This is a genomic window from Croceifilum oryzae, from assembly GCF_030814315.1.
GTDB classification, from domain to species: Bacteria; Bacillota; Bacilli; order Thermoactinomycetales; family Thermoactinomycetaceae; genus Baia; species Baia oryzae.
The window spans coordinates 150,779-177,731 of the sequence record NZ_JAUSUV010000007.1; the positions used below are offsets into that span (position 1 = coordinate 150,779).

Genomic DNA, 26,953 nt, shown 5'->3' on the forward strand with positions numbered 1-26,953 from the left:
TCCAGTTCGCCTTCTTTCTGTAGAGTTGAATGAAGTATCTTCACATGGTACGATAAAGGTAGTTCTCCCCTCGTTTCCTAACCAAATATGAAAGGAAAGCTACGGGACATATCGTAGTGGTACCTTGTTATGAATATGGTCGAACGTTTAGGGCTCGTAGTGTGGGTGAAAGATCTAAAATCAGCTAAATCCCTTTCACGTATGGGGAACATTCATTATATCTCCAAACGATTTAAGTATGTGATTCTATATATTGATCGAAAATCAGCAGATCAATGGATAAAGCGAATTGAACGCCTTCCGTATGTAGGGCGAGTTGAACGCTCTTATCGGAGCAGCATTTCACTCGATTTTGGAAAAAAAGTAGATCTTCCTACGACCTAACGAATTTTGTACAAACAATAATCAGATCTGTCGCTATCATTCTAGTGGCGGATCTTTTTTAGTTCCCGTACAATTAGAATAGAAAACTTTATACGAAAGGATGATCAAATTTGAGTAGCTTTTTACAAGATATCAAGCAAAAAATAGGAAAAGGTGTCGAACAGGTTAGTAAATCTTCTCAGAGAATGCTGGAGGTGAATCGTCTAAACCAGAAATTAAATGGAAAGAAACAGGAATTAGGTCAATTAATGGGTCAACTTGGACAGTATACCCTTCAGCAGTGGGAACAAACTCAAACCATCCAGATGAATTCAGAATTAGAAGCTCAGTTTCAGAAAGCCACGGCTATGAAAGAGGAAATGAAATCAATCGAAAATATGATCCAATCGTTAAAAGAAGAGACAAATCAAACTAGAACGGACTATATTCAACATATGCCTAATCAAGCACCACAAGCTGGTCAAATGCCAATGGCGCCGATGTCGATGGCTGTCGTTTATATTTGTCCTTCTTGTGCTCACCAAATACCGAATCAATCGAATCAATGTTCTACCTGTGGTCAGAGATTTTATTAGAATAATAAATAATTGTAATAGTGCTAAATATTTCCTTTTTTTATGTAGTCATTTTTGCTACAATATGGAGGAAACTTGTAGAAAAAACGGAAATGAATATGAGACATGTCTTCCTTCTAGTTGAATATGGAGAAAGGGGTGCTTGACATTGAATCATCGTTCTGTTGCAATTACGATTACCAGCGGAAAAGGTGGAGTAGGGAAATCAACTACTGTTGCCTCCGCTGGCTTAGGATTGGCTCAGTTAGGCTACCGGGTTTGTTTGGTGGATACGGATATTGGTCTTCGTAAGTTAGATTTGATGCTAGGGTTAGAGAACCGTATTGTGTATGACTTGGTAGATGTTGTCGAAGGACAATGTAAGATCAGACAAGCCTTGGTGCGCCATAAGGAGTACCCAGAGTTGGCGTTGTTACCAGCAGCCCAAACTCGTTATAAAGAAGAAGTAGTTCCACAACAAATGGAACAGTTGATTCATGAGCTTCGAAAAGAGTTTGATTATATTTTAATTGATTCACCAGCAGGAATTGAAGGTGGATTCCGTAATGCCATCGTGGCTGCTGATCGTGCGATTATCGTAGTAAATCCAGAAATCCCATCCGTACGAGATTCTGACCGGGTTATTGGGCTTTTGGAATCAGCCAATATAGGGCAGATTGATCTTGTAATCAATCGTGTCCAATCGGATATGATCAAGGATGGAGATATGCTTAGTGTAGAACGAGTCCAAAACCACTTAGCTATCAATTTACTCGGGATCGTACCAGAAGACAAACGGATTATCCGTTCTTCTAATACAGGAGAGCCGGTCATTTTAGATGATAAGTCAATGGCTGGGAAAGCATATGCCAATATTGCTCGTCGCCTATCTGGTCATGATGTTCCATTCCTAGAATTAGAGTCGGATACGTTGATCTCAAAAATCAAACGCTTGTTTCATATAGCATAGGAGGCGAGAGTGGAATATGACATTTTTAAATATGTTTGGTAGTAAAGAAGAGCCGACCGCTACCAAGGCAGATGATCGTTTATCCTTAGTTTTAAGCTATCAGCGTTCTGATATAGATGAGAGAAAGCTAAAGTTCTTTCAAGCTAGATTGATTGAACTTTGTGACGAGTTTGACTTTGATGTTGTGGGACAAGTGACCATCATTCCTCAATCCAAGGAACGAACTACGATTATTAACGCCAGTATTCCCGTTCGCAAAAAAGAAAATGGGTAAAAGCACGATCCATTTGGATTCGTGCTTTTTTACTCCTTATAGAAAATGCCGGTGTTGTAATCGACTGGACAAAAAATCTGCCACGATGTTAGGGAAGTTTTTGTCCTCTTCGAGTGTCAATAAAGCGATCGAAACACGAGTGCATCCGTATTGTCTCATTAATCGAACTAATTGATCTTTGGTTGCGGGAGTAGACCGACCATATCGATCTTCAAATGTTTTTAAAATTAATGATTCTTCAAACGAAGGATGTGCTTTTTGAAGCGTAGCTCGATTCAATTGCCAGTCTTGTAATTGCCGTCGTTTGCGAGGGCGTTGCTCCGGGACGAATGAGAACTTTTCCGGATTTTTTCGGCGTAATGTATAGATTCTTTGATAAATGGCACCTTGAGTCCGAGACAGTTTTGATTCTAATTCTGCAATGGCAGTTGAAAGCGATTTCCCTTCTTTTAAAAAACGATTTACCGTATCGATTACCAGATTCTCCTCTTCTTCTTCCCAGCTGTTTAAGCGGTATGTGGTAGAATCACCATCGGTATGGATAAATCGATTGGGGTTTTCTGCACGTAATTTTCGAACATGAGACATAATCCCCGCGTACCCTCTATTTAAATCCAATGAGATTTGTTTTAATAAATCCCGATCCCGTTTGCCCGCCGCTGATCCGTTATTGATAGCCTCTATGATACGGGTATTTTCTTCCTCTGTATATTTCCCTTTTTTTGGATCATACATATTCCGAACTCCTTTCTCCATAAAATCTGGATACTCTATATTTACTAATATAACAGAAAAGACAGTCATTTTTCTACGTAGGTATAAAAAGGTGGATTAATGACGATACACATTAATAGATTTTATTTTTTGGAAAAAGGAGGAAATGAGAATGAATTCTTTAACTATAAAAGAAATTAGCTCTTTCCTATCGACACGAATACATTTTCCAAAGAAGTCTCCCACGGAATCACCACCACATAAAAAATGGGATGCTTCCGCGCGTGCTGCTATTGTCATTTTATGGGGGCTTCTTGTCTATCCTCAATTAGATAAAGATCTAGAGCAAAGAAGACAGAAAAAGATTGTTACGATTGCTGAATTACAACGACTATTTTTCGAATATCTTGGCAGTAAAGAACAATGTATGCAAATTTTATTATTGTTAAAGAAACATGACTACATAAGAATGGATGAAGATCAAACGATCTCTGCGGGTACAGAGCTTTATAAAGCGGTAGACGCACTAAAGATGTATCGACTGTTTCGTGATTCGATCATATCCCGTTCATTTTATCAGCAAAATCAATGAAACCAGCTTTATGTTTCGCTAAGCTGGTTTTTTGTGCGTTTATTCCTTCGTTTCTGTATCAAGCAATTGATCGATTTCGTGGCGAATTTTTATTAAATCTTCGGGTGAGAGTTTGGAAAGATCACGGATCATGATTTCTAGTTTCATGGATCGGAATTCTTCCAGAAAAGGTGGCATATAATGTTTCTTGACTGACATAGGAAAAACTCCTTTCAGTTAAATGGTTATCTTTAGCGTATTTCCTATTTTATCAAAAGCAAGAATGGATTGTGTGTGAATAATAACTGTCTATATAGCCGTTATTCATTTGATTCATATTCAAAAAAAATGTACTTTTTTGGTTTTGATTTACGTAAATGGGGTATATAAGGTTTTAATCATGTTTATCTCGTCTCTAAAATAAAAGATAAGAGGTGCTGGAGATATGCAAGAAAAACTACATGCACTGGAAGAGCGGTTAAACCACTTGGAACAAGAATACTTATTAGCCAAAGAGCGCCATGAGTTCTTGCAACAATATGATTTATATGAAGAGATGAAGCAGATTTGGAAAGAACGTCGTGACCTTAAAAAGCAAGCAAAGCTTTGTAGTTGAAAATAAAATAGCAAAAAAAGCAGATGTCCTAAAACGGGATATCTGCTTTTTATTTGTCTGATCGCAAAATAAAAAGTACCAAAATTTCCTACACATGAAAAACTCATTTCGACACAATATAAGAGTACAAACAGCGAGGAGGTGAAAACAAATGTCTCGTAGCTCTTCTTCTAACAACTTGGTTGTAAATGGTGCTTCTCAAGCTCTTGATCAAATGAAATATGAGATCGCTTCTGAGTTTGGTGTACAACTTGGCGGTGAAACTACTTCACGTGCTAACGGTAGCGTGGGTGGAGAAATCACAAAGCGTCTTGTTGCTTTGGCTGAATCACAACTTGGCGGATTCCGTGGTTAATTGAATACTTGGTTAGAAAGGCAGTGGCGACCCCACTGCCTTTCGTTATTTTGAGGAATTGAAAAGACAGACTAAAAACACTTAGAATAGAGCCAATTTATCTAAAAGAGGACTCTGCTTAAGTGTTTTTAATTAGAGCTTACCATTCATGTAACCCTGTGGACGTATTCACCTTAGACTTCGGGTGGCTCACTTACAAAATTGAACATATGATTCACTCCCTGTAAGTGATACCTTCTTCAAAATTCAGCTATTTAGGCATCTGGCGGCTCATTCACAAAATTGAACATATGATTCACTCCTTGTAATTGTTTATGAATCTGGTTCTGAAGATAAGTCTGAAGACTATTTTCATATCCAGAAGATTGGTAACGTAGAGATATATCTGATATTAAAAGTAGTACATTGTCCCCCATATGGTCAAGTTTTAAATTGCTGTAGATTTCCCTTGCATTGTTTAAATAGGGGAGAGCTTCTAGTTCGAGTCCTTGACGATAGTAACATTCACCCATGACGGATAAAGCTTTAGCCAAATAGAATTCATCTTCCTTAGCTAGTTCAATCGCATATTTCAGATGGCTAATGGCTTCTTCGTAACGTTGTTGTTGCATAAGGATTCTTCCTAATTGAGTGTATGTGGTGGATACGAGATATTTTCGCCTAATTTTTGGTTCCAGTTGAATTGCCTTTTCGAAATATAGCTTGGCCATGAATAGATCTCCAAGTGAGGAAAAAGCAACACCCAATGAAGATAAAAATTCAAATTGGCGGTGTATATTTCGATCTAATCGAGATAGGTCCAATCCTTCTCTTGCAAATTGAATAGCTTCTCGAAACCTCCCTTGCTTCGTCAAAATCTCCACTCGAATTTGATACAGATTTAATCGAGCATCGGAAAAATCCATATACTTTCGATCATCCCACAATGATTCAATCAACCGTAAAGCTTCGTGATCGCGGTCTAGCTTTTCAAGAATAGATGCTTGATTAATACAAAGTAGTAGATAGAGATAGGTGCGCTCACCATCAGGCTGGAAGGAGTTAATTCCGTGTCTAGCTGCTTGGAGAGCTGGTAATAGTTTGTTTTGCTGGTGTAAAACTTGTGATATTCCATAATAGCTAGCACACACGAAGTTATGCACCAAAGACTCACCTGATTCGTTAGCGATGCTGATAACTTGTTTAAAATATTGAATCGCTACGTCATGACGTTCTCTCATTTTTGCATGCTTGCCCCGTAGATAGGAGCAATTCATCTCTAATAAAGGTGTTTTCCCTTCTAAGTGAATCTGTTGTGTTTCAAATTGACGAAGATGTTCCATTGCTTTCGAAAGATTCTCCGTCAGTTCCCATTCGATGAGTTGCATGATTTCAGATAGATTCCCTTCAACTGGAAGGTCCTCATCCTCCAATAGTTTTTCTAAGTTTAAATCGAACAAGTTGCAAATCTTTTGGAGCTTATCCTGATCTGCACGGATGTATCCTTTCTCGATATTATACAAATGAGCGGATGATATCCCTGTTTCGATGGAAACATCGTCTTGGTGCATATTTCGAGCGTTTCTAGCTTCTTTAATTGCTTGTGCCAGTCGACCATTCACTAAAATAAGTGCCATTTTTTCACCCTATTTGAATTGGAATTTTGCTTTCTATTGGAACGACGACTTCCGTCCAAACGAAAACAGGATGACAAGTAGATTGTATACATACTATGGTGAACTACCTACTTAGATCGAATGATTTGTATATAATTCCAAACTTTTGTACTTTTATTACAGCATAGTAGAATGTAGTCAGGAGACATCCTAGTAGATAATTGCGAAAACTTGATAAAGGGAGGGGAAAAATATGCTATGGTTTCATATCAAAGCCAAGTCTCTGGATGCGTTAAAATGCTCTACATTAGCTTTAAAACGAGTTCGATCTGGAAGAACGTCGGACGACCCAACTACCTGACGAAACTACGGAAGAGATCTATGTTGCCAGCCGTAGAAAAACAGAACAAACGCTTGTCATCACAACTGACACGAAAGTGAAGATTTATCTACCAAACATTACATGGAAACAATTCAAAATGGACGACAACAACACCATTTTTTATGGACATGGGTACGATATTTTTTCCAATTAGCATTGTCTCCCTCACATATCTAATTTCGACATTTATTTACTGATCACCTGTTCTCAGACCTTACTCTCTCCATCATTTTTTCAATTGAATTAGGAGGAGGCACGACTTTATGTACAAACTGTTTGTAGGCGATCCGCCTTTAGAAGCGAGCATCTAGTTCTCGATGTATTTGGTCTATTCTTACAGTATTTTCATTGGTTTCTTCATTATGTAAATACGAAGGGTGTAGAAGAATGAAGTAGCTCATCCTTCGTATTTTTATTACTGAAAAGGGGTTTTGAGAGATGAAAAAACTTATCTTAACACTGACTATTGCTGTTGCGGTTTTAGTTACTGGTATTGGTACAAGCTTGCAGGTTTTTGCATCAGAGGTTGAGAAAAAAGAGGATATTTTAAGAAAAGGTGTAAGTCCTAGTGGTACGGAAATCGCACAACCTACCTATTCTGCGGCCTATGAACAACAAGATTTTAAGCCAAATGGATGGAAAAAAACAGCAATGGTTTACGCTTTAAAGTATGGCGGAGACTACATTGGAAAGCTATTGAAAATACTCAACAAAGAAGCTGGAGATTATCTCAAAAAACATTCGTATGAGATTGGAGATGCATTAGACCGCTTTACTACACAGATCGAACAGAACTTAATTGACTTTATGATTCACACACTTGGATTTCCTCAATGGGTTGCTCGAAATATAGCGTGGGCAATTATGTTTCTTATCGTTTAGGAGAGGATAGCATGGAAAAAAACGTAGCAGATGAGTTAAGTAAGCTTAGGTATCACATGAAGCTAATGCAACAGATCGTGTTTAATCCCGAAAAGAATGCTTTTTTTATGTCCGTAATCGACTACGATATTAGTGAAAACCAGGTGAGAGCGATATTGAAAGTAATGTCAGCTTTCTCATATCGTTTGGAAAAAAAGGTGGATGAGCCTTCGAAGAACGACCCCGATCCAGCCCTCATCCAATTTGGGATAAGCTCTGAAGAATTGTATTCAGATCAAAAGCCAAGTTTAGATGAGTTCTCTAAGTATCTACAAGGAATTTATCCCAAGAGCATGAATCCTGAATACTTGCTTAAAAGCTTAAAAGTGCAGTCTATGTTTACTGATGTGTGTGAGTATCTACTCGATTGATCGAAACCAAAATCTATCATTCTTCCGAAACACACCACCCACTTCAAAGTTAGTTAAAGGGTGGTGTGTTTCAGAAGGCTTTGTCTGCTTTTCGTTATTTCTTTTGTTATAATGAGAGAAACTTTTCGTTATGAAAAAAGGAGTTTTTTTATGAAAACATTTGGTTACGGTAGTAATCTGAATGGTCATATGTCCACCATTGAGATGATCGCTGATACATTTACCCCTAGAGTAAATACATACTTAGAAACGTATGATGAAGTCATAATAGGTAAATTAGATTTTGATCAAAATAAGATTTATCAATACGGACTTTTAAAATCATTTGCGATTAACGAAGAAGAAGATCAAGTACAGTTATCCTTTGAGACTCTACATGAGAAGAGCCTACAATCGCTAACGGAGAACTATCAAGATTTATATCTTGCCCATGAGGGAGTTTTTGATTTACTTCTTTCTACGGATGAAAATGAGGACCAGCAGGTGCAGTATAAAGTAATATTCTTAACATGGGTCGATTTTCAATCGGGGGAAGAGAAAACGTATTTTATCGCACCGAATCATATCGTCCCAGAACCCCTTGCCTGCGTAGCGGAATTTTGGCCATTGGTAAGTGAGATTGGGAGAGATGTCGATTTTCAAAAAACGGGATGTCATGCCAATGAGATGAAAGAAATTCTAGAGCGAGCCAAACAACAATCGGAAAAAGAATAGTTAATAAAAGGGTAGAAGTCGAAAAAGCTTCTGCCCTTTTTCTATGTGATTGGGTATTGACATAGACAAAGTGTGGCATGGACACATATTTCTAAGGTATCAAGAGAGAAACAAACTTACTTCTTTTTCTTGCGAGAACTTAGCACTGTTTTCACTAAGTCGTTTAATCCAGGGGAGTTGATCAGGTTAAATAACGAGTCAGTATTACCTACATCTTCTGAGATGGTTTGCCTCTCTTCTTCGTCTGAAGCCTGTTTTGTCGGTTTTCCCTTTGGAGAGGGCTTTGGTTTTAGCTGGGATTGATTTAACTGTGATAAGGCTCCAATCAGCTGTTTGAAAGCACCTTGATCTTTAAATGCTCGCGAAAAGGACTGGAATGCTTCAATCATCTGTTTTACATCACTTGATTTCTTAGAAAAATTACCTGCTAGACCCTCGAGCTTCTTCATAGAGTCCATGAAATTTAGCCGAATCGATTTACTTTTTGCTTGGGGATTCGCGGAAATGGTTTTTCCTCTTGTGGATCGAGAGGTTTTACGTGCAGAAGTCGTGTTGTGTATAAATGGACGTTTGTGGGACTTGGGTTTTCTCGATTTCATGGTATAACACCTACCTACAAGCCCAGTTTACCTATCTATATTCACTTACCATCCTGTTAGTGAAGGGGAGTGGCAAAATGACACAGAGCTGGTGGACCCCTTCGAATTCCTCTAGGCGTGTAAAGAGGTTGCGAAGAATTTATAATCTGAAAGAAGGCTCTCAACTAGATCGTTATATTCGAGAAATGCGCCAACTCGGGGTTCGGCCTGTTCGTTTTTTAGCTGAAATTGGCATTGTGATTGGTGAGTATACACCCGACCATCAGTCTGAGATTAGACTCGGAAAGCATCCAGATGTAGAATTAGTGGAACCAGATCTTCGAATTACGATTACAGAACCTTATTTAAATAATTCAAACTCCACTTCTTTTGCTTCTCCTTATGTGACCGTTCCATGGGGGGTACAACGCGTAGAAGCGGAGAAAGTATGGGGCAGGACAAAAGGGAAAGGGATCAAAATAGCCGTAATTGATACGGGAATTGATAGCGAACACCCTGCTATTAAACCGAATTTCCGTGGTGGAGTGAATATCTTATCGCCTAGTTCCACTCCTATGGACTACAACGGACACGGAACGCATGTAGCGGGAACGATCTCAGGAAGATCGAGTGAGATGGGGATTATTGGAGTAGCTCCAAAAGCGAGCATTTATGCAGTGAAGGCATTTAATCGGAAGGGAAGTGCCAATCTTTCTGATTTATTAACGGCGATTAACTGGTGTATCGAAAATAATATGAACGTTATTAATATGAGTTTTGGAATGGAAAAAGTAAGTGAATCATTGCGACATGCGATTCAAGTAGCCCATAAAAAAGGGATTGTTATGATTGCAGCATCGGGGAATCAAGGGTTAAATGGTAGAATTGATTACCCAGCCAGATTCCCAGAAACGATTGCGGTTATGTCTGTTTCGATGGATAATGGTATTTCTTCATTTAGTAATCGGGGTAAGGGGGTAGATGTAGCAGCACCTGGAGAAAAGATTCCTTCTGCATGGCTGAATCAAACGAAGAAAGAGATGAGTGGAACCTCTATGGCGGTGCCTCATGTTTCTGGAATTGTAGCACTCATCCTTGGGCTAGATAATACGCTTAATCCAGAGCAGATTCGGTACTTGTTACTTCGTACATCAAGGAGAATTGAGGCAGAAGATATTGGGTTGGTGAATGCGGTTCAGGCATGTAAGTCATTGCAGAAGGTGGCAAGGCGTTCTCTATAATAAAATTGGTTACTTAGAAATGGATGTTTCTAGGTAACCAATTAGGCTCGTTACATAAAATTATAGATTCAATCTGTTGATCATTCTGTGGTAAACTTAACGTTACATATTATGTAACAACCCCACTCCATCTCTCATGCATTGGAGTGGGGTTGGACTGTCCGACTATCTTTGTTGATTTTTGTTCATTTTAGCCCGTGCTTGCATGTTATTAGCAACAGCATTTGATTCAGAAGCGAACTCAGTGTCCATGCCTTGCATACTGCTGTTAGCAGAAGCGGCGTTCGCAGCGGCATTAGATGTAGCTACGGAATTAGCGGCACTTGATTCAGAAGCAAACTCAGTGTCCATGCCTTGCATATTGCTGTTAGCAGAAGCGGCGGCATTAGAAACAGAATTAGATGCAGCTACAGAGTTAGCGGCACTTGATTCAGAAGCAAACTCAGTGTCCATGCCTTGCATGTTGCTGTTAGCAGAAGCGGCGTTAGCTGCAACCGAATTAGCGACACTTGATTCAGAAGCAAACTCGGTATCTCGCGCATTGTTCATTACATTTGGACCTTGTTGCGCGTTCATTTTTGATTTTCCTTGTGAAGAGTTGTTTTTATTCATGAATTCTTCACCTCCTGTGCTCATAGTCTGCCCCCTAGAGGCGGCTTAATTACATGCAAACATTCCCTTTTTTAATAAAATATCCGGAGGTTCAAATGAAAGATTCGTTATATCGTGTAATATGGAAAACACTTCCTACACGTGGAGTTTCAAGAATTACAGGAGCTTTTGCAAAGCACCCAATCAGTAAAAAGGTGATCCCATCTTACATTAACCATTTTAAAATTGAATTAGAGCCAGTAAAGAAGCCGTTAGATCAATTTAATAGCTTGCTTGATTTTTTTGTACGGGAATTAAAACCAGAAGCTCGCCCAATTGACCCGAATGCGGATCAGGTCGTTAGTCCTGTAGACGGAGCGGTTTCCCAGATTGGTATCATTCAAGAAGGGTCCTGTGTCTATGCGAAGGGAAAAGAGTACTCCCTTGCTGAACTGTTAGGAAACGATCCTCACTATGTGGAGAAGTTTCAAGGTGGAAAATTTGTCACTTTATACCTCAGTCCCCGTGATTATCATCGAATCCATATGCCTGTAGAAGGAGATGTGGAAGGGTATGCGTATCTTCCAGGACCTCTATATCCAGTAAATCCTTTGGGAATGAGATTGTTTCCAGAGTTGTTTGCAGTGAATGAACGACTCGTTACCTACGTCCGTTCATCAGCTGGCCTCGTTGCGGTAGTAAAGGTTGGAGCGACGAATGTAGGAAGTATTAAGGTAACGTATGATGAAGTGAGCACGAACAAAGGACACAGAGCAAATAAGCAAGTGCGGTATCAAGAAGAGCCTCATTTGTCAAAAGGCGACGAGCTAGGAAGATTTGAGTTTGGTTCCACTGTCATCCTATTGTTTGAACCAAATCGAATTGAATGGACGATTCCGGAGGAAGTAGGAACGCAAGTTGTTATGGGTAAATCCATTGCTAAGATAGTGGGCTAGAAAGAAGTAGCAACGACGGACGGAAGAACAAAAAACCTTTTTAGACGAAAAAAGTATGCTTTTTCGTCTAAAAAGGTTTTTCTCATAAGGAACTGCTTTTTGGAGCAGGCTAATGTTGGGTGAAGGCTATGAAGCAATTGATACATAAACATTTAGATCGAGAGGCTTGGTATCTCCTTACCATTAGCGCGTTACATGCAATTTCGTTAGCTCTGTCTAATACATTTTTAAACGTATATTTATGGAAGTTGAAACAAAATTTTCTGCTGATTGGTTGGTATAATTTAACCTATCATATCTCGGTGGCGGTAACGTTCGTATTTGCCGGTTGGCTTACGAAAAAGGTCGATCGTGTGATTGCAATACGATTAGGAGTGGCGATTCAAGCATTGTTTTATCTGACTGTCTTATTTTTAGGCACCAGTGCCGCAGATTATGTGGTGTTGCTGGGTTTCTTTATCGGTGTGGGTAGTGGATTTTACTGGCTAGCTTTTAATGTTCTGTACTTTGAGATTACGGAACGTGAGAATCGAGATTATTTTAATGGAATCAGTGGGTTTACGAACTCCTTAGCCGGGATTATAGCACCTATATTATCTGGTTGGATCATTACACGAATCAATCATTTCACGGGTTATCGGATTATTTTTTGGATTTCGCTGGGGATTTTTATCGCGGCCGTTATTGTGAGTTTCTTTTTGAAGGCACGAAGTTCTCGAGGAAGTTATCGCTTAAAAGAAGTACTTCGTATTGCGTGGAATCGGGAGAATAAATGGCACTGGATTAATCTGGCGATGCTGGTTCAGGGAATACGAGAGGGCGTTTTCGTCTTTATTACAGGGCTTTTGGTTTATCTAACGGCACGAAGCGAACTTACATTGGGTACATTTTATACAGTTTGTAACCTCGTCTCGCTTATCTCGTATTATTTTGTAGGAAAATGGATGACCCCTGAACGTAGAATCAAAGCCATGTTTGTGGGTGCGATAGCGCTCGGAGTGTGCTTTTTGCCCTATTTATTTTTGTTAAATACCTGGTCGATGTTCGCGTTTGGAATAGGCATCTTTTTGTTTTTTCCCTTTTACTATAATCCGATCTTATCCATTGTATTTGATGTAATTGGCGAAAAGGTTGAAAATGTGGAATTACGGGTTGAATATGTGGTTTCGAGAGAGCTGGCTTTAAATATAGGCAGGATTCTCAGTGTATTTGGCTTCATTATATGGATTTCGTATTATCCAGATCTCATTCATATAAGGTGGTATTTGTTGCCGATTGCCTTCATGCAGGTGCTAACATGGTGGTTAATCCGTAAGGCAGCAAATGGGAAACGAGTGGCTTCCACGTAAAAGGAAGTCACTCGTTTTTGATGAAAAAGTTAAACGCGGGGAATGGATCATAGTATACTAGAAACAGAAATATCGATCCCCAATTTCGAATCATTTGTTTAGTTAGTAGATAAAGGGAGGGAAATGAGTGTCATACCAAGAGCTATTAGAAGCACAGCGAAAGTATTACCATTCGGGGATTACGCGAACCTTATCATTTCGCCTTGAAATGTTAGAACGTTTGCGGGTTGCTGTCAAACAGTCTGAATCGCAGTTGTTTACAGCTCTACAGCAGGATCTAGGCAAAAACGAATATGAAGCCTATCTGATGGAGATTGGGATGGTTTATAAAGAAATCAGCTTTGCTAAAAAGCATCTGAAATCGTGGATGAAACCAGTAAGAGTAGCAAATCCAATTTCCTTATTCGGAGCGAAAAGCAAGATTTATTCAGAACCTTTTGGCGTTTCTCTTATTATCGCTCCGTGGAATTATCCGGTTCAGTTACTGTTAAATCCGCTCATCGGCTCGATTGGTGCTGGAAACTGCTCGATCTTGAAGCCTTCCGAATATACACCGCATGTCTCACAAGTGCTATCTCAGCTAATAGACGGGATTTTTCCTACAGAATATATTGCTGTGGTCGAAGGAGACGTGGAGGTGAGTCAAGCGCTACTGGAATTACCATTTGATCATATTTTCTTTACAGGAAGTACTTCTGTGGGGAAAGTCGTGATGAAAGCGGCTGCGGAGCATTTAACGCCTGTTGTTCTCGAGTTAGGTGGAAAAAGCCCTGTTATTGTCGAGAAGGATGCCAATTTAGACTTGGCAGCACGCCGGATTGTGTGGGGGAAATTTAGTAACTCAGGTCAGACGTGCGTAGCTCCAGACTATTTGCTGGTTCATGAAGAGGTGAAGTCTGAGCTGATTCAATTGATTCAGAAGCATATCTCGATTGTGTATGGAAATGATCCGCTTACGGCAGATAATTTCGGAAGCATTGTGAGTAAGCGCCATTTTGAACGGCTAAGAGATTTTCTTCGTGATGGTGAAGCTGTAGTAGGTGGGCAAGTGGATGAGGACAAACTACGGATTTCGCCCACTGTACTAGATCAAGTATCATGGGATTCACCCATCATGGAGGATGAAATTTTTGGACCGATCTTGCCTGTTTTTTCCTATCAGTCTTTGTCGGAATGCATAAAGCGGATTCAGCAGTATGCTAAGCCTCTAGCGCTCTATCTCTTTACTGAGAATAAAGAGAAAGTGGAAACCATTTTGCAGAACGTTTCGTTTGGTGGTGGATGTGTGAATGATACGGTAGTTCATCTATCGAATATCCATCTTCCTTTTGGAGGAGTTCAGCATAGCGGTCAGGGAGCGTATCATGGTAAGTTTAGTTTTGATGCTTTTTCGCATCAAAAAGGAATTGTTCATCAAACGACGTTATTTGACCCAAGCATCCGTTACCCTTTAAAGGAAAATAAGATTTCGCTATTGCGTTGGTTGTTTCGGTAGGGTAGTAAGGAAAAATCCCGTACTCGTCATGAGTGGGAGATGTTAATTGGTGGAAAGTGGTTAAATCGAATCGGGGCATTAGCGATTATATTTGGAATGATTTTCTTTTATAAATATGCGGTTGACCATGACTGGATTAACGAAACGATGCAAGTTTGTTTAGGGTATTTGGTAGCAGGTTTGTTTGCTTGGATGGGGATTCGGACTCATAAAAAAGGACTTCCTATTTTTGCACAAGGAATATTGGGGACTGCGATTGCAGTGTCTTATACAACGAGCTTTGCCGCTTATGAATTTTATCATTTGATTCCCACGTTGGTAGGATTTGCTTTGATGTCAGTTGTGACAATCGGGGCATTTTGGATTGGATTTCGATATTCATCCATCGCGATTGCACTTTTGGGTTGGTTCGGAGGCTTTGTGACTCCATTATTAATCCATAGTGATCATGGCTCTACGATTGGACTATTTAGTTATCTAGGAGCTCTTACAATCGGTGTGTTAATTCTGGTATATCGTCGCCCTAGTTGGTGGATTTTACAATCTCTATCATTTGGTGCAGTTCACCTGATGTTACTTATTTGGGTTTCAGATAAGCCGTATGGAGAAGAACGGGCATTACATGTTGCGTTAGCTTGTCTCTATGGGTTGATTTTTGTAAGCTTTGAATATCTGATGGATCGAGTGAAGAAGTGGAAGATTGCTATGATGTGACGGGATATCTAATACCGCTGTTCCTGTTGCTTGAGATTGGCAACATTGGAGGCTTTCGTAGATCAGTCATATCCGGCATCGTGCTATTGTTAAGTAGTGTAGTGTATCTCTGGTTGATGACACAAAGCCGAAAACGTGAAGAAATGGCCTTAAATCGAATGATACGTTGGGAGCTTTCTCCTGGTATTTTAGTCTTTCTTGGATTGGCGCAAATGTTATCAGGAGTTACGTTAGTTATCGCATGGAGTTTGTGTGGTTTGGCCGTTATCTGGTATGGATTTAAACGTATATCCCAATATTCTATTATATTAGGAAGTGTTCAATTTTTAGTGATTTTTTCTTATTTTTGCAAAGAAACATCAGTGGTGTGGGTGCAAGGTGAATTGTCCCGTCAGTGGGTGGATGTAGGGCTACTTGGTATTTTTGTAGGGATACTCTACGTAAGTGCAAATTGGATGAGTATGATACCTCGTTGGAAGTGGTGGGAGGATAGCTATCACATCGCGTGGTCAGTATTGATTGTATTGTTTTTCACCCAGAAGCTAGCACACGGACTCGATTATTATGTGGTTCATTTACAGTCCGGTCAGCTGTTGCGTAGCTTTGAGATGGAGATTATAGGGCTAATCTGGTTGGGCTTAGCGGCTCTGTATAGTATGTTCGCACGAAAAAAACAGCTTCTTTTATTTGATGGTTGGGTGTGGATTTTAGTTGGTTTTGGACTGTTTATCCTCATTCCTCAGTTAATGGAGATGTTACATCCGTCTGTGTACGTGCCTATTTTAAATATAAGAACACTTATTTCGCTACTTAGCATGCTAATTGTCTTCTTATTTTATCGGAATCGAATGCAACATCTTTTTATTAAAAGGAATCAATGGATTTCAAAAGTATTGTCTGCGATTCTGATACTCATTCCCTTTAAATGGTTGACGGTTGAAACGATCAATTATTTCTGGATCCAAGCATTAGAGAAAGGTGCAAATTTAGCGCAAATTGGATATCTAGAAAATCAAACTTTGTCAATCGATTGGACTCTATTTGCGATTGGTTTAACATGGATGAACAGAAAAATACGCTCTCGTGTTTGCTACTTGGTGCATCTTAGGTTGGAGTGCGATCTTTATCACTTGTTGTAGTGTTGTGGTACCTTCCATTGAGCAGTTTGTCCCTGTTTTTAACTTGCGATTAATCAGCTTTTTCTTATTAAGTACAGCATTATTCTTACAAATTTTATGGCGAGATCGTTGGATTGCTTGGCTTCCCAAACAGTCATCGTTTTTCTTGTACGGGTTTATCTTTACGATTGTTCTTGCCTTATTTGAACTTGTGACGGTAGGGGTTTCCAATACCTTCTCACATCTGATTACCCTTGTGCCTAAGGGAGAGGCGGAAAGATTGATTCAATTAGCCAATATGTCGCGTCTGGCCATTTCGATTGCATGGTTACTCTTTGCTTGTCTTCTATTATGGATGGGAGTACGTCAAAAGGTACAGAAGTTACGATTAACTGCATTTGGTTTAATGGCTCTAGCGATTTTAAAAATTTTCCTATTCGACCTTTCATTTTTAAACAGTTTATATAGAACTTTATCTTTGATTGTGTTGGGGATTATCTTGCTAAGTGTTTCCTATCTGTATCAGAAAAAGAAGCATTGGTTCATAAGTAACGAAATAAAATGATATCTGGAGTAACCATATTTTCTTAATAAAAGCTTAGATCTAGCAGGATTTTTATGGCGAGGGCAGAATATTAAAAACAGAAAATAATTTGATCCTCCTACTTGGATGATTGAATTCTTTGTGCTAATATAGTCGTCAGTGTAACTTGACATGGATAGGTTGGCGTGATATAAGAATACCATTGATATTTTAGAGAGCGCTTTTTTGATGCTCTATAAGTCCCCTGGATCAAAAATAGGTAATTTATACCTTTACATTTTGCATAAACAGTTAAAATGGAACATATGCATGGGACGTGAAAAAAATCCGGATCTATAAGCTAGAATAGAAAAAACGATCATGATTTAGGAGGAATTAGTCATGTCCATTCAAAAAGAAGTTCTCCTGACTGAAGAAGGACTCGAAAAAACGAAACAAGAACTTGAATACTTTAAAACAGTGAAACGCCATGAGGTAGCAGAGCGTTTAAAAGAAGCGATTGCTCAAGGTGACTTAAGTGAGAACTCTGAGTATGATGCTGCGAAGGAAGAGCAAGCGTTTATCGAATCTAGAATTATCACGCTGGAAAATATGATTCGTAATGCCAAGATTATTAGCAGTGATCAAGTTAAGAAAGATGTCGTGGGTGTGGGATCGAAAGTGACCATTCAAGAAGTTCCAGATGGGGATTTTGAAGAGTATGCCATCGTAGGTAGTGCTGAGACAGATCCGGACTCAGGTAAGATTTCGAATGAATCCCCAATCGGCTCCGAATTGATCGGTAAAAAGGTTGGCGATCTGCTAAACGTACCTGCTCCAGATGGAACGATTCAGTTTAAAATTGTAAAGATTTCTTAATTCCTTTAGCGGAATAACGATAAGAGCCGACGACTATTTAGTCATCGGCTCGTTCTTGTTTACTAGCGAGGTTGCATGGTATTCCAGGCGGTTACTTGATTGACAAAGATACTAAGAGTTCGATGCGTTTTATATTCAATCCATTGATTGTGTTGGTTTTTAATTAATAGATGGTATTCATCCCAAGCGTTGTGGGGCAATGTGACAATGATTTCATCAATGGGATGTCTCACGGGTGAGAAGAGGGTTAAAACAACGGGAGTGGGAAAGTGAACATGGTAGTAGGAAGCAGGTAATTGGAGTGAATTAAGTCCAGATAGCTGATGGATCTCCGATAAAACCATGCTTACTTCTTGTCTCATTGTAGAGCTCACTCGCAGGGGTGTGTCACCCTGTTCATGATGGTAGACTGCTTGCATCGAAGAAATGGGGATGGGCTCATGAAAAGAGGCAGAATCTCCAGTAACTTTATTACTAGGTAAAAGAAGGAAATAACAGAAAACCAAGAGAATTATTCTTCTTACGGGAACCATATTGATCTCCTCTTTCTAGGAATCTCCTATTATAGTTTCAGTTTGCCTAGCTTATATGGGATCTATACAAGAGAGTGTATAAATTTGACAGGGCGGACAAGTCATTAAGGAGGATGAAATGAAAAAAATAGAGTGGTTGCACACAGCTGATCTACATCTTGATCGACCTATCTCTGGATGGAAAGGGACAGCGGAGCAGTTGATGGTGCGTTATGAAGAGCATCGTGATACGTTTCGTCGAATCATTTCTTTTGTAGAGGATCATAAGCTTCCGTTTTTGTTCATAGCGGGTGACTTTATTGAGCATAGTGCTGTAACCAAGTCGACCATTCGTTTTGTCATGGAGCAATTAGAAAGAATCCCTTCGACGCAGGTGTTTATTGCACCTGGGAATCACGACCCTTATATGGAGGGATCTTATTACTTGCGTTCTTCTATATGGCCAAAGCATGTCCATATTTTTGGTGGCGAATGGGAAGAGCATGTGGATAGTACGCGCAAGCTTTCAATCGCGGGGAGAGGCTTTACTAGTTTTTTAGAATCACAGTCGACTCTTCCGAGGTTACGTACCAACATGGAATATAATATTTGTGTTTGTCATGGAGATCTTCAAGCACCGGGTCAGGGGAGTCAGTACTTTCCACTTGTGGAAAAGGATTTCTTTGATCAAACATTTGATTATGTAGCACTGGGTCATATTCATAAAGCAGGACAAGTTCAATTAAAAAATAAGAAAAAGACGATCATTCGTTATGCGGGTTCTCCAGAGGCGCAAAATTGGAAGGAGCTAGGCAGACGAACGGTAACTTGGGGCAAATTGCGTTCAAAAGGAGTTCAGATAGAGGAAGTATCGTTACATAATCGTACGTATGAAAAAGTGGATCTCGATATCAGTTTCTGTCAAACCAGAGATGAAGTGCTGGAGAGCATGTTGGCAGAGGTTCAAAAGCTCCCAAAAGAGTCCTACTACCGAATTCAATGGGGCGGGAGAAGAGATTTAGAGTTGTCACTTGAACAGGAAAAGCTTTGGTATAGTAGGCTCTTAGCTGAACAGGGATATCAGAATGTATGGTTAGAAGATGAGACGACTCCCGATTTTGACTTGGCGCAATATCGACAGCAAAGTGGGCTAGTATCGTTATTCATTGAACGGATGGAGCAAAATTTACAGCAAGAACAGGATGAAGACCGCCGCAGGCTCATCAAACGGGCGATGTATAAGGGATTGGAAGCATTATTGGTAAAGGAGCTTGCTCATCTATGAAAATCAAACGAGTGAAATTTCGTGGTTTCGGTCGGTGGATTAACCAAGAATTTGAATTTCAAGACGGAATAAATCTCATAGAAGCTCCCAATGAAGCAGGAAAGTCTACCTTGCTTCATGGCATTTATGGACTGATGTTTGGAGAGAAAAAAGAAGGCCTGAAAAAGCGGAAAGAAGCAGATTGGTATGATTCATTTAAGCCATGGCAAAGTAGCGAATATGGTGGAGAAATTGATTACGAATACCAAGAGCAGCTTTTTCGGCTATATCGCTCCTTTGCTTTCCCTGATTCGCAAGAACAATTAGTTGATCTAAAAACAGGCGAGGATCTCTCTGCCTTGTATACGATGAATAAGCAGAAGGATCGGCAGTTTGTGGAAAAGCAGATTGGACTCAGTGGTGAGGCATACCGGCGGGTGGGGATTTTTACATCAGGCATGTGGACACAGATATCGAAACGAAAAGAAGAGGATCACTCCTTTCATCAGAAGATGGTGGAGCGCATGACCAAGTTGTTGAAGAATGGGGCAAATCCAGACGGTTTCTCTGCATTGGAGAGCCTGGATCAACAACTTGAAGCGATTGGAAAAAGTGAATATGCACGCCATAAGCCCTACGGCGTTGAATGTGAGAGAGAACGTACCTTAAAACAAGAAGTAATTACGCTTCAAGAAGTACGCCATCAGCTTCAAATCAATTACGAACAACGTAGTGACATCACGAAACAGATAGAGGTAAGTCAACATCAGATACGGGAGTGCTTGCATCAGATTGAACAGATTAAACAAAAGGTAGCGGATCTTCGCGAGTTGGAAGTAGATGTCCAGCAACTTGAATATCTTTATAAATCAAAGGCACAGCTGGAGCAACGACTGGACCAATGGAGATTATTAGAGCAACAGATTTTAGACTGGCGCAGGGAACAACAAGAGGTTGCTGCTACTCGCGAAATATCGACTGAATTCTTTCAAGAAGTTCAACTTTTATATAAACAGAGTGAAGAACTACGTAAAAAGTTGGCGCAAGCTCGTGATGAGCTCAGTAAGGTCAGCGAGCATCTGGAAGTTGCTCGTACACGGAAGGAACAGATGAGTAGTGTTGAGAAAGATCGCGCCTCTATTATGCTCTCAAAGTTAGATGATTTTAAAGCAGGGGATTTGCGTTATCAAGCGCTTCAGTATGTAGAGGAAGAAGAGGAACAACAGAAATTTACCCAGATCAATCACGATTTAGAACAACTAGGAATCCTGCAGGATGAACAAAATCAATTGCATGAGAAGAAAACGATTGCTCATCAAGAGTTTTTGAAAATGAAGACCCAACATACTCAGAAGAAAGAGAGTTCGGTCCCTTGGTTGCTTGCTTCGATCGTGACGCTGGCAATTCCCGGAGGCTTTGCCTTTTTTCACTGGGGTCTAGGCCTCGGAGCTTTGGTGATTCCTCTCCTTTTATTGTGGCAATATAGACGGATCTTTGTTCAGGATCGATCACGTAAGAAAACAGAACAACATCAGAAGAAGCGAATGCAAGTGGTACTTGAAGACTTAGATCATCAGCTCCAAGAAAATACGCAACAACAGAAGCAAATCATGCAAGTATGGCGTGTTAGGAGTTTGACTGATTTGCTATTAAAGCGTGAAGAGATTCAAGGAAGCTTGAATCAATCGATGGTTCAAACCATTGAGCGTCGTAATTTAGAAATACAACTAGAGGAGCGAAAGCAAGAGATTGAAGAATGGATGAAGAAGCACATTCGCCCCGTTCCTGAGTTCTCCGTTTCTTCTTGGAAAGAAGCTATTCGTAATCTTCAAAAACAAGAGCAACGTGCGGAAGATCAATATCGCCTCTTTCAGATGAAGTCAGAGGCTTTAGACCGAGAAATTACGGAGAAAAGCGAAGAGAGAGAGCAGATCGAGCTTTCATTAGAGCAAAAATACCTGGAGTTTGGGGTTAGCACCTTCGGGGAGCTTGAAAGCTGGTACGAACGTCATAAGCATCTCATTCAATTACATTGGCAGATTCAAGAGGCAGAGAAACGGTATGAGGTTTGGAGCAAGCAAATCCAAGAGGAAAATTGTCTCGATCAATGGAAGAATCAGCGGGTTCAGATTCGTGAGATTCAGTCGAAATACTTGGGTGAAGTAAGTTTGTTGCAAGATCGTTATCGGGATTGGGAGTATGAATTGGCAAAAGCGGAAGAACAGCAGAGGGATCGCGAACACGTGAGAGAGACACAGCAAATGGAGTTGGTCAGGCTCGATAAAACGTTGGAAGATTGTGAAGAGCAACTTGCGAGGTTGCCTCTTGTTGAGAGTGAGTGGGAAAGTTCTAAGAATCGGATTCTGGAATTAGAGGAAGAGCGGACGATTCTGGAGCTGGCTAAGCAGGCTTTGGAGGAGTCGTCTCGTCAGTTCCAAGAAGATTTATCTCCACGCTTAACTCCTCATGCATCGAGATGGATTCGCACCATTACACAAAATCGCTATCAAGCTCTTAACATCGATCCGAAAGAAGGAATCCAATTAAGTGTATTTGTTCCTGAGACTGGGGAACGGAAATCTGTGGAACATCTAAGTACAGGAACGATTGATCAGATGTACCTAGCATTACGATTTGCTTTACTACAGTTTTATTCGGAGATGACTCGGACAAGACTTCCTTTGATTTTAGATGACTGCTTCGTTCATTTTGATCAAGACAGGCTTTCAGAAACCCTGCAACTATTACATCAGTTTTCACAGGAACATCAGGTTATTCTCTGTACCTGTCAAACCCGTGAGCGAGAACTATTAAACATGTATCAGCTTCCGCATCATTCGATTACATTATCGTTGTGATGGAGTATGTTTGATTATGCCTTTCATGTTTTTTTATGACGATTGCCCTTCTGTGATTGACTATTAAAGAACCTTTGGCTAATCTAAAACATGAATAGCGATTATCCAATAATTATTTTAATGTAGGATAATCATGGGAGGGAATTTTTTGATGTCATTGGCATTATTTCTTCATTTGTTCGGTCTAATGGTATGGATCGGAGCGAGTGTTACCATCGGTGTTCTTTTGCTTTCGATTTGTCAACTCGATGCTTCAGCTAGTCGAAATCAGGTACTGACAGGAATTTTAAAGAAGTCCTATATGTTGATTCACCCAGCGGCAACAGTGGTTCTTGCTTCAGGATTCTATATGTTGTTTGATGGCTGGCAGAAGCTAATCAGTCAAGGTGTTCCAAAGCCGTTTTGGTTAACATTTATGCAACATGGTGGTACGCTTGCGGCTGTCTTATCTTTGGTCGTTGCGTCCATCTTGAGTGGAAAAGCAATGAAGCAACTTGCGCAGAAGGATGCTCAAACAGGGATGTTAAAAGTATATGTATGGGTTACTTTTGCTACGGTGCTATTTTCATTGGTGATTCTATACTTCGCGGCAGTGAAGCCGTTTTAGTTTGGGTTGATAGGAAGGCTAATTTGATTTAGCAAGTCTGTATTAAAATCATTGGTTGATCGAGGGCAGGAGAATCTGTTCTCTGTACCATACGCTTTTGGTGCGGTTTACTAGTAGGTACTCACTTAATACAAAAAAGCCACTATCCCTGCATGTAAATTCATTTACTCAGGCTAGTGGCTTTCGTATATCGGATATTCATTTTGGGTATTCATTGACGTCCCTAATTGATTGTATGAACAGGCAATCGATGAATCAGGTACTGTGATGATCGAGGACAATAAATTGATTGGATCAAGCTCATCATCCTAAACAAAAGACTATTGCACTAGCAGTTCCTGACAAGCCAACCAGTAATGAAAATGTACTAGGGGCAATGTATCTAGCCCTTGCTTCGAAGGACGGAGCGGACTTGCATTTCACATCTTCGCAGGCTCACTATTTGAGCTGTGGATAGATACATGCCCCGTTACAATGACTAACCAACTAACCAACCGTTCTTAAAGCCTTTGTTACTTTATAGCCCTTGCATCACCTTGTTACTCCACACGTTCCTGCTCAGCCTCATCCACATCACCAGACTGGCTATACGCACGGTTAATAGCCGCTTGTACAAAGTTTTCTCCCTCAGCCTCTTGCATCCCTAGAAGCTCATTGGAAAATTCAGCATTATACTTCGTTTGCTCTATCTTTCTCGGTTGTTTCATAATAGACCACCTCCAGGATTTGTATATAACGTTTCACAAACCAGATGAAGCTATACTGGAATAATAAGGATAAGATAGGAGGGGATTTTTCGATGTCCGGAGTCATTACGCTTCACCCCATCGAACAAACGGGGCGATTAGCTCTGTTTACAAAAGAGTATAGTGAATCAAAACGGATTACATATGTGTTTCCTAGTAGTGAATTAGTATCCCGTTATCGTTCCGAAATCTTTTCTAGCTCCGTCCAAGTGATGACCATGGATCAAATGGTGATTCGAATGAACGAAGATAGTCGGGAAATGAAGAGTCCACACTTTCGATATAAGTGCATTGAAACCTGTATGGATGAAGGGGCTGAGGAGGGCTGGTTTACACAGTGGCGAGAGCTTACAGTTGAATCTTTTTCTTGGGTTGTGAAGAGTGAAAAATGGATTGGGGAAATGAAGAGGGCGGGTGTGATTCCCTCACGCTTACGGCGGCTATTGCCTAAGGAAAATCAATTGGCTCAAGGACTCGTTTGTTTATATGAACGATACCAGCAGAAACTGAAACAATATAACTGGTTAGATCCAGAACAAGCGTATCTGACATTGTTAGAAGGACTAAAAGAACGCGATCTAACAGGAGAAGTCTTTATTTTTGAACAATTTCATGATCTACACTATATCCAGGAAAGCTTGTTATCGGGATTGGTCTCTCGTAATGCTACGGTTGAATTCCACCTACTATACGATCTAAAACGAAGTGGCTTTAGCTCGGTAAAAGCCACATTACAGCGTTTGCAGAAGGTCGGTTTTCAGGTCAATGACTACACAACAGGTATGGCCGTCATCCTATCTACAGATACCAAAGAAGAAACAGCTCTACAACATCTAAAACAATCTCTCTTTGTCTCAGACCAAGCAGTGAAACCCTTTGTGACAGTAGATGACAGTGTACAAATCTGGCAGGCAAACCATAAGAGTTTGGAAGTTCGACGGGCGATTCGCCAAGTGAAAGAATGGATGATACGTAACCACATACCGGGGGAGCAAATTGCACTTGTGACAGAGCAATGGGATGTGTATGCACCTCTCGTCAGAAGATTGGCAACGGAAGCGGGAGTTCCGTTTCATTTGCCACGTGTTCAATCTGGGATGGAACAATCTATGGGACAAGTTATTCGCTCTGCTTTTGCTTGTAGAGAGGGTGATATAACGACGATTCCATTTTTATCCCGCTCAGCTGCTATTCCGCTAACTTCTTGGAACGAACCCCAGTCATCATGGAGGAAATCGCACTATGCCTCAGATGAGCTTTTGCAATGTTGGCTCGAAGCGACCGAACCAGAGTATGCAGAACAGGTCTTGGAGTTATGGAGATGGATCGGGCAAATCCCGGAAGTTAATCGGAAGTTAGACTGGTATTCGTGGTTCGGGTCATGGGCGGCTATTCGTTTACGCCCTAACGTTGCGGTTTTTCGAGACGATGAATCATTACAAGATTGGATTGAAAATAGTCGCCTCTGGACGAAAATGGAGCAGTGGTGTCAGGAGATGAGTAAGGGTGATACGACAAACACGTCTATATGGAGTTTCCGTGATTTTGCCCAAGAGGTGACAAATTGGCTATCCCATGTTCAATTAATCATCGATCCCGAAGAGGGTGGTGGGGTACGTTTACTAGCGGCCAATATGATTTGTGGTCAGCCTTTTACCAAAGTCATTTTACTCGGGTGTGAAGAAAAAAATTGGCCGGGTTCTTATCAAGAAGACTGGCTATTTCCAGATCAATTGCGGAGGGAGCTAAGCAAAGAATCCATTTGGCTTCGTACCTCCGACCATATTAAAGAGCGACAGAAACTTTCCTTTCTGATGGCGGTGATGAGTGCACAAGATCAGGTTGTGTTCTCCTATTCCATACGCGGGGAGACGGGTGATCCGCTTAATCCATCTCCTTATATAAGTGAAGTAATCCAATGCTTGCCTGAGTACGATGATGAGTCGAAGTCTAGTCAGCACATGCTATCTCCCGATTGCTGGATTCGCTCGAAGGATATGGTTTATGCCATCGCAAAAGAATCCGTTTTCCAATCAGACGAATGGTTGGATCGAATCGGGCCAGAGTTAAAAGAGGAGATTCAAATTTCTCGATCGAGACATGCTCAGACTCCATCCCCTTGGTTTGGTTCTTTAGGAGTGGATGCGGATCAGCTATCTCATGTACTAGCGACAAAAGTATGGAGTGCTTCAGAGTTAGATGTATTGATGAGCTGTCGCTTTCGATATCTTGCACAGAGGGTATGGAATGTGAAATCACGCGAGCAACAGGGTCGGGGCTTATCTAGAATGGTTGCGGGAAATGCGATACATGCCTCTTTATATGCTTTGTTCAAAAAATTTCAAGAACAAGGAGAGGATTGGGAAAGCCTTTCTTTTTCAATATCCGATGTGGAGGGATTATTCGAGGAATTTTCAAGAGACGAGTTTCCGCATTATCCACATATCGTCAAGGAAATCGAACAGCGAAAAGAAACAAGAAGGCTCATGCAGTTTATGGGGCTAGAAGAAAAAGGACGAATAGGGGGAAAGGAGAAACACTCACTTCAACCCACATTTCTAGAATTGTCATTTGGTCTCCCCATGGATTCACCTGACCATGTGGATCCCGAGTCGAAACGAGAGCCTGTTATGATCTCCTTGACAAAGGATATGAAGATTCAGGTTAGAGGAAAGATGGATCGAGTGGATATGGACGAGGAACACCTTGTTGTATATGACTATAAATCGGGTAACAATCTCCCTACATTACAAGAGTTGTATGAAGGAAAAGCGATTCAGCTTCCACTCTATCTTTGGGTATTGCAGGAGGGGTTTGGATATTCAGAGGAACAACTGATAGGGGGTGCATTCTACACATCGGAAAGGAGATCTCTGGGATTATGGAGAGCAGGCCTTGTCCAACAAAAGGCAAACATTCATCGATCTGTAAAGGGATTAGATCCACAGCAATGGTCAGAGGTGCATCATCATATGAGAAGAAGGTTAGCGGAGCAGATACAAGCGTTACGTTCTGGAGAAGTGAAGGTGAAGCCAACTTGGAATTGCCCGTCTTATTGCGCAGCAAAGCGATTTTGTCGATATCAGAACTCAAAATAGAAA

General features: G+C 40.5%; 30 protein-coding genes. 23 read left to right on the top strand and 7 right to left on the bottom strand.

What is annotated here, in order from left to right; translation table 11 throughout:
* Nucleotides 1-129 precede the first annotated feature (129 nt).
* The 4 genes from J2Z48_RS09400 to J2Z48_RS09415 all read left to right on the top strand — a co-directional run bounded on the left by J2Z48_RS09400 (nucleotide 130) and on the right by J2Z48_RS09415 (nucleotide 2,182).
* Nucleotides 130-384, top strand: coding sequence for a YlbG family protein (locus J2Z48_RS09400; RefSeq protein ID WP_093290885.1), 255 nt, complete (start codon nucleotides 130-132; stop codon nucleotides 382-384).
* A gap of 110 nt (nucleotides 385-494) precedes the next feature.
* A complete protein-coding gene (locus J2Z48_RS09405; RefSeq protein ID WP_307252903.1) occupies nucleotides 495-959 on the top strand; it encodes a zinc ribbon domain-containing protein in 465 nt (154 codons plus the stop codon).
* 148 nt (nucleotides 960-1,107) lie between these two features.
* Nucleotides 1,108-1,908 (top strand): septum site-determining protein MinD, encoded by an 801-nt coding sequence (gene minD / locus J2Z48_RS09410; RefSeq protein WP_307252906.1) that lies wholly within the window; start codon nucleotides 1,108-1,110, stop codon nucleotides 1,906-1,908.
* Nucleotides 1,909-1,924: 16 nt separating this feature from the next.
* Nucleotides 1,925-2,182 carry a cell division topological specificity factor MinE gene (locus tag J2Z48_RS09415; RefSeq protein WP_131849492.1) on the top strand — a complete coding sequence of 86 codons (258 nt, stop codon included), beginning with the start codon at nucleotides 1,925-1,927 and terminating at the stop codon, nucleotides 2,180-2,182.
* Nucleotides 2,183-2,218: 36 nt separating this feature from the next.
* On the opposite strand, the gene J2Z48_RS09420 is transcribed toward J2Z48_RS09415, so the two are convergent.
* The gene (locus J2Z48_RS09420; protein WP_307252911.1) at nucleotides 2,219-2,917 is read right to left on the bottom strand and encodes a hypothetical protein; all 699 of its coding nucleotides are present in this window, start codon (nucleotides 2,915-2,917) and stop codon (nucleotides 2,219-2,221) included.
* Between the two features lie 151 nt (nucleotides 2,918-3,068).
* On the opposite strand from J2Z48_RS09420, the gene J2Z48_RS09425 reads away from it, so the two are divergent.
* Nucleotides 3,069-3,488 carry a hypothetical protein gene (locus J2Z48_RS09425; RefSeq protein WP_307252913.1) on the top strand — a complete coding sequence of 140 codons (420 nt, stop codon included), beginning with the start codon at nucleotides 3,069-3,071 and terminating at the stop codon, nucleotides 3,486-3,488.
* A gap of 39 nt (nucleotides 3,489-3,527) precedes the next feature.
* Here J2Z48_RS09425 and J2Z48_RS09430 read toward each other — a convergent pair whose 3' ends face one another.
* Complete coding sequence (locus J2Z48_RS09430) at nucleotides 3,528-3,686, bottom strand: hypothetical protein (protein ID WP_307252915.1); 159 nt, start codon at nucleotides 3,684-3,686, stop codon at nucleotides 3,528-3,530.
* 226 nt (nucleotides 3,687-3,912) lie between these two features.
* Between J2Z48_RS09430 and J2Z48_RS09435 the strand changes: the two genes are divergently transcribed.
* Nucleotides 3,913-4,083, top strand: a complete 171-nt coding sequence (locus J2Z48_RS09435; RefSeq protein WP_307252917.1) for a hypothetical protein — start codon at nucleotides 3,913-3,915, stop codon at nucleotides 4,081-4,083.
* A gap of 151 nt (nucleotides 4,084-4,234) precedes the next feature.
* Nucleotides 4,235-4,438: an alpha/beta-type small acid-soluble spore protein gene (locus tag J2Z48_RS09440; RefSeq protein ID WP_307252920.1), complete on the top strand. Its 204-nt coding sequence runs from the start codon at nucleotides 4,235-4,237 to the stop codon at nucleotides 4,436-4,438.
* A gap of 254 nt (nucleotides 4,439-4,692) precedes the next feature.
* Here the strand turns inward: J2Z48_RS09440 and J2Z48_RS09445 are convergent, their stop codons facing one another.
* On the bottom strand, nucleotides 4,693-6,054 hold the full coding sequence (locus tag J2Z48_RS09445) for a helix-turn-helix domain-containing protein (protein ID WP_307252922.1): 1,362 nt from the start codon (nucleotides 6,052-6,054) through the stop codon (nucleotides 4,693-4,695).
* Nucleotides 6,055-6,853: 799 nt separating this feature from the next.
* Here J2Z48_RS09445 and J2Z48_RS09450 point away from each other — a divergent pair.
* The 3 genes from J2Z48_RS09450 to J2Z48_RS09460 all read left to right on the top strand — a co-directional run bounded on the left by J2Z48_RS09450 (nucleotide 6,854) and on the right by J2Z48_RS09460 (nucleotide 8,421).
* Nucleotides 6,854-7,297, top strand: coding sequence for a YqxI family protein (locus tag J2Z48_RS09450; protein WP_307252925.1), 444 nt, complete (start codon nucleotides 6,854-6,856; stop codon nucleotides 7,295-7,297).
* Nucleotides 7,298-7,308: 11 nt separating this feature from the next.
* Nucleotides 7,309-7,707: a DUF1878 family protein gene (locus tag J2Z48_RS09455; RefSeq protein WP_307252927.1), complete on the top strand. Its 399-nt coding sequence runs from the start codon at nucleotides 7,309-7,311 to the stop codon at nucleotides 7,705-7,707.
* A 150-nt stretch (nucleotides 7,708-7,857) separates the two neighbouring features.
* Nucleotides 7,858-8,421, top strand: coding sequence for a hypothetical protein (locus J2Z48_RS09460; protein ID WP_307252930.1), 564 nt, complete (start codon nucleotides 7,858-7,860; stop codon nucleotides 8,419-8,421).
* A gap of 116 nt (nucleotides 8,422-8,537) precedes the next feature.
* On the opposite strand, the gene J2Z48_RS09465 is transcribed toward J2Z48_RS09460, so the two are convergent.
* The gene (locus J2Z48_RS09465; RefSeq protein ID WP_307252932.1) at nucleotides 8,538-9,020 is read right to left on the bottom strand and encodes a hypothetical protein; all 483 of its coding nucleotides are present in this window, start codon (nucleotides 9,018-9,020) and stop codon (nucleotides 8,538-8,540) included.
* 77 nt (nucleotides 9,021-9,097) lie between these two features.
* Between J2Z48_RS09465 and J2Z48_RS09470 the strand changes: the two genes are divergently transcribed.
* Nucleotides 9,098-10,240, top strand: coding sequence for a S8 family peptidase (locus J2Z48_RS09470; protein WP_307252934.1), 1,143 nt, complete (start codon nucleotides 9,098-9,100; stop codon nucleotides 10,238-10,240).
* A gap of 165 nt (nucleotides 10,241-10,405) precedes the next feature.
* Here J2Z48_RS09470 and J2Z48_RS09475 read toward each other — a convergent pair whose 3' ends face one another.
* Nucleotides 10,406-10,816, bottom strand: a complete 411-nt coding sequence (locus J2Z48_RS09475) for a hypothetical protein (protein WP_307252936.1) — start codon at nucleotides 10,814-10,816, stop codon at nucleotides 10,406-10,408.
* A gap of 131 nt (nucleotides 10,817-10,947) precedes the next feature.
* On the opposite strand from J2Z48_RS09475, the gene asd reads away from it, so the two are divergent.
* The 7 genes from asd to greA all read left to right on the top strand — a co-directional run bounded on the left by asd (nucleotide 10,948) and on the right by greA (nucleotide 17,865).
* A complete protein-coding gene (asd, locus tag J2Z48_RS09480; RefSeq protein ID WP_307252938.1) occupies nucleotides 10,948-11,787 on the top strand; it encodes an archaetidylserine decarboxylase in 840 nt (279 codons plus the stop codon).
* Nucleotides 11,788-11,915: 128 nt separating this feature from the next.
* Nucleotides 11,916-13,136 (top strand): MFS transporter, encoded by a 1,221-nt coding sequence (locus tag J2Z48_RS09485; protein WP_307252939.1) that lies wholly within the window; start codon nucleotides 11,916-11,918, stop codon nucleotides 13,134-13,136.
* A gap of 127 nt (nucleotides 13,137-13,263) precedes the next feature.
* Nucleotides 13,264-14,631: an aldehyde dehydrogenase gene (locus tag J2Z48_RS09490; RefSeq protein WP_307252940.1), complete on the top strand. Its 1,368-nt coding sequence runs from the start codon at nucleotides 13,264-13,266 to the stop codon at nucleotides 14,629-14,631.
* Nucleotides 14,632-14,670: 39 nt separating this feature from the next.
* Nucleotides 14,671-15,345, top strand: a complete 675-nt coding sequence (locus tag J2Z48_RS09495) for a DUF2339 domain-containing protein (protein WP_307252942.1) — start codon at nucleotides 14,671-14,673, stop codon at nucleotides 15,343-15,345.
* Nucleotides 15,324-16,484: a DUF2339 domain-containing protein gene (locus tag J2Z48_RS09500; RefSeq protein ID WP_307252944.1), complete on the top strand. Its 1,161-nt coding sequence runs from the start codon at nucleotides 15,324-15,326 to the stop codon at nucleotides 16,482-16,484. Before J2Z48_RS09495 ends, J2Z48_RS09500 begins: the two co-directional genes overlap by 22 nt.
* Nucleotides 16,485-16,488: 4 nt before the next feature.
* Complete coding sequence (locus J2Z48_RS09505) at nucleotides 16,489-17,028, top strand: DUF2339 domain-containing protein (protein WP_307252945.1); 540 nt, start codon at nucleotides 16,489-16,491, stop codon at nucleotides 17,026-17,028.
* Between the two features lie 360 nt (nucleotides 17,029-17,388).
* Entirely contained in the window at nucleotides 17,389-17,865 is a 477-nt protein-coding gene (gene greA / locus J2Z48_RS09510; protein WP_307252947.1) for a transcription elongation factor GreA, read from the top strand.
* Between the two features lie 62 nt (nucleotides 17,866-17,927).
* On the opposite strand, the gene J2Z48_RS09515 is transcribed toward greA, so the two are convergent.
* Nucleotides 17,928-18,398 (bottom strand): hypothetical protein, encoded by a 471-nt coding sequence (locus J2Z48_RS09515; RefSeq protein ID WP_307252950.1) that lies wholly within the window; start codon nucleotides 18,396-18,398, stop codon nucleotides 17,928-17,930.
* A gap of 118 nt (nucleotides 18,399-18,516) precedes the next feature.
* Between J2Z48_RS09515 and J2Z48_RS09520 the strand changes: the two genes are divergently transcribed.
* The 4 genes from J2Z48_RS09520 to J2Z48_RS09535 all read left to right on the top strand — a co-directional run bounded on the left by J2Z48_RS09520 (nucleotide 18,517) and on the right by J2Z48_RS09535 (nucleotide 23,563).
* The gene (locus J2Z48_RS09520) at nucleotides 18,517-19,662 is read left to right on the top strand and encodes a metallophosphoesterase (protein WP_307252952.1); all 1,146 of its coding nucleotides are present in this window, start codon (nucleotides 18,517-18,519) and stop codon (nucleotides 19,660-19,662) included.
* Complete coding sequence (locus J2Z48_RS09525) at nucleotides 19,659-22,499, top strand: AAA family ATPase (protein ID WP_307252953.1); 2,841 nt, start codon at nucleotides 19,659-19,661, stop codon at nucleotides 22,497-22,499. Before J2Z48_RS09520 ends, J2Z48_RS09525 begins: the two co-directional genes overlap by 4 nt.
* Before the next feature lie 151 nt (nucleotides 22,500-22,650).
* Nucleotides 22,651-23,106, top strand: a complete 456-nt coding sequence (locus J2Z48_RS09530; protein ID WP_307252954.1) for a hypothetical protein — start codon at nucleotides 22,651-22,653, stop codon at nucleotides 23,104-23,106.
* Nucleotides 23,107-23,395: 289 nt separating this feature from the next.
* Nucleotides 23,396-23,563: a hypothetical protein gene (locus J2Z48_RS09535; RefSeq protein ID WP_307252956.1), complete on the top strand. Its 168-nt coding sequence runs from the start codon at nucleotides 23,396-23,398 to the stop codon at nucleotides 23,561-23,563.
* An 82-nt stretch (nucleotides 23,564-23,645) separates the two neighbouring features.
* Here the strand turns inward: J2Z48_RS09535 and J2Z48_RS09540 are convergent, their stop codons facing one another.
* Nucleotides 23,646-23,813, bottom strand: coding sequence for a hypothetical protein (locus J2Z48_RS09540; RefSeq protein ID WP_307252958.1), 168 nt, complete (start codon nucleotides 23,811-23,813; stop codon nucleotides 23,646-23,648).
* Nucleotides 23,814-23,905: 92 nt separating this feature from the next.
* On the opposite strand from J2Z48_RS09540, the gene J2Z48_RS09545 reads away from it, so the two are divergent.
* Nucleotides 23,906-26,950, top strand: a complete 3,045-nt coding sequence (locus J2Z48_RS09545; RefSeq protein WP_307252960.1) for a PD-(D/E)XK nuclease family protein — start codon at nucleotides 23,906-23,908, stop codon at nucleotides 26,948-26,950.
* Nucleotides 26,951-26,953 lie beyond the last annotated feature (3 nt).